Annotated in this window: 1 protein-coding gene; it reads left to right on the top strand. The window is 45.9% G+C overall.

The window, feature by feature from the left end; all coding sequences use genetic code 11:
• Window positions 1-2,548 (top strand): type I DNA topoisomerase (topA, locus tag AACT21_RS08560; RefSeq protein WP_094163825.1); only part of this gene is annotated, 2,548 nt, incomplete at its 5' end.
• Between the last annotated feature and the right edge of the window lie 299 nt (window positions 2,549-2,847).

Raw genomic sequence — 2,847 nt, 5'->3', positions numbered from 1 at the left:
GTCGAGCGTAGGGCATGTTCGTGATCTTCCAACCGCAGGTCAAAGTACCGCTAAAAAAGCAACGCCTAGTTCTTCTTCAAAGAACCTTAGCGCTGAAGAGAAAGCACGCTTGAAAAGCGAGAAAGACCGCAGTTCGTTAATTAAGAAGATGGGCATCGACCCTTATCACGGCTGGGAAGCGAATTACCAAATTTTGCCGGGTAAAGAAAAAGTAGTGGCGGAATTGCAAAAGCTTGCTAAAGATGCCGACTGCATTTATCTCGCAACCGATTTGGACCGCGAAGGAGAGGCCATCGCTTGGCACCTTCGTGAGATCATCGGTGGCGATGAACAGCGATACAAACGAGTTGTATTTAACGAAATTACTAAAAATGCAATCCAACAAGCCTTCCAAACACCGGGTGAATTGAATATCGACGGTGTAAACGCCCAACAAGCACGTCGTTTCATGGACCGTGTGGTGGGTTTTATGGTCTCTCCATTACTTTGGAAAAAAGTGGCGCGTGGCTTGTCTGCGGGTCGCGTCCAATCGGTGGCGGTGAAATTACTTGTTGAGCGTGAGCGTGAAATTAACGCGTTTGTCCCTGAAGAGTTCTGGGATATCCATGCTGATACGAAAACGCAAGATAAAACGGATTTCCGTCTGTTGGTCGCGCAAAAAAATGATGTAGCGTTTAAGCCTGTCAACGAAGCGGAAGCTAAATCAGCGGTTTCGATTTTAGAAAAAGCTTCTTACGAAGTGTGTAAACGTGAAGACCGCCCAACCAGCAGTAAACCTTCCGCTCCTTTTATCACCTCGACGTTACAGCAAGCAGCCAGTACTCGCTTGGGTTACGGAGTGAAGAAAACGATGATGCTAGCTCAGCGCTTGTATGAGGCAGGTTACATCACTTATATGCGTACCGATTCAACCAACTTAAGTGCTGAAGCGGTCGAAGCGGTTCGCAGCTATATTGGGAGTGAGTTTGGACAAGCCTACTTACCTGAGAATCCGTTAGCTTATGGAAGTAAGCAGGGCGCTCAAGAAGCGCACGAAGCGATTCGTCCATCCAGCGTGGATGTGAAAGCCGATGATTTACAAGGTATGGAAGCGGATGCTCATAAGCTATACGCGCTAATCTGGAATCAGTTTGTTGCTTGCCAAATGACGCCAGCTCAATACGATTCGACCACTGTGAGCGTGAAAGCGGCAGAATTTACCCTTAAGGCGAAAGGTCGCATCCTTAAATTTGATGGTTGGACACGAGTTCAACGTCCAATGGGTAAGAATGAAGACCAAATTTTACCACCAGTGAAAGTGGGCGAAACGTTGTTATTGCAAACGTTAGATCCAAAACAACATTTCACTAAGCCACCGGCACGTTATACGGAAGCTGCGCTGGTAAAAGAGCTTGAAAAGCGTGGTATAGGCCGACCATCGACGTATGCTTCTATCATCTCTACCATTCAAGATCGCGGCTATGTGAAAGTGGATCAGCGACGTTTTTATGCTGAGAAAATGGGTGAAATCGTCACCGATCGTCTGGATGACAGTTTCAATGACTTGATGAACTATGACTTCACCGCGCGAATGGAAGAAAAGCTGGACCAAATTGCAGCAGGATCTGCAAATTGGAAAGGAGTCTTGGACGATTTCTTTAAAGATTTCACTGCAGATTTAGAAACGGCTGAACTGGATGAAGAACAAGGTGGTATGAAACCCAACCACATCGTGATGACCGACATTCAATGTCCGACATGTTCACGTCCAATGGGAATTCGTACAGCCTCTACAGGGGTGTTCCTCGGTTGTTCTGGTTATGCACTGCCGCCTAAAGAGCGTTGTAAAACCACCATTAACCTAGGTGACGAAGAAGGCGTCATCAATGTCTTGGAAGAAGATGTTGAAACGGCTGCACTGCGCGCTAAAAAGCGTTGTCCTATCTGTGAAACGGCGATGGATGCGTACCTAATCGATGACACACGTAAAATGCATGTGTGCGGGAACAATCCGAACTGCGAAGGTTACGTTGTAGAATTCGGTGAGTTTAAAGTTAAAGGCTATGATGGTCCAGTTGTCGAGTGTGACAAGTGTGGGTCAAACATGGTGCTGAAAAATGGCCGTTTTGGTAAGTACATGGATTGCACCAGCGATGACTGTAAAAATACGCGTAAGATCTTAAGAAGCGGCGAAGTTGCTCCACCAAAAGAAGATCCTATCCATTTCCCAGAATTGCCTTGTGAAAACTCGGATGCGTATTTTGTACTGCGTGATGGCGCTTCAGGTCTGTTTCTTGCGGCGAGCAATTTCCCGAAATCTCGTGAGACACGTGCGCCATTGGTTGAAGAATTGGCTCGTTTCAAAGAGCGCCTAGCACCAAAGTATCAATACTTAGCTGATGCGCCTGCACATGATCCTGATGGTGTGGCGGCGGTTGTACGCTTTAGTCGTAAGTCAAAAGAACACTATGTACGCACTGAGATAGATGGTAAACCCTCAGGTTGGACGGCGTTGTACGATAATGGGCGGTGGGAAATTACCGATAAGCGTAAAAACGCTAAAAAATAGCCTTTAATGTGATCAATGCGAAAAGGTAGCCTTCGGGCTACCTTTTTTTTGGCTGGAGTTTGAGCAAGTTCAACTATTCATACAATTCATAGTGAATCTATCGCCAATATTTTGACATTTGTCGAGTAAGACCGTAATGATGAACTATCCGTGAGCGGGCGGGGTGTCGGATGTTCAGAGTCTTGTACACAGGAGATAGCCTTATTGCACCAGCATGTTGTGAATTGTTCAGTCGGTTCAACAACTAAAATGGAGCTATTTGGTGTAATTAATATTTATGTCTTTAACCTAGTAAACAT

This window comes from Vibrio sp. V08_P9A1T1, assembly GCF_963874405.1.
GTDB classification, from domain to species: Bacteria; Pseudomonadota; Gammaproteobacteria; order Enterobacterales; family Vibrionaceae; genus Vibrio; species Vibrio anguillarum.
Note: the sequence above shows the minus strand (reverse complement) of the source record. Positions and strands in the feature narration are given on the sequence as shown.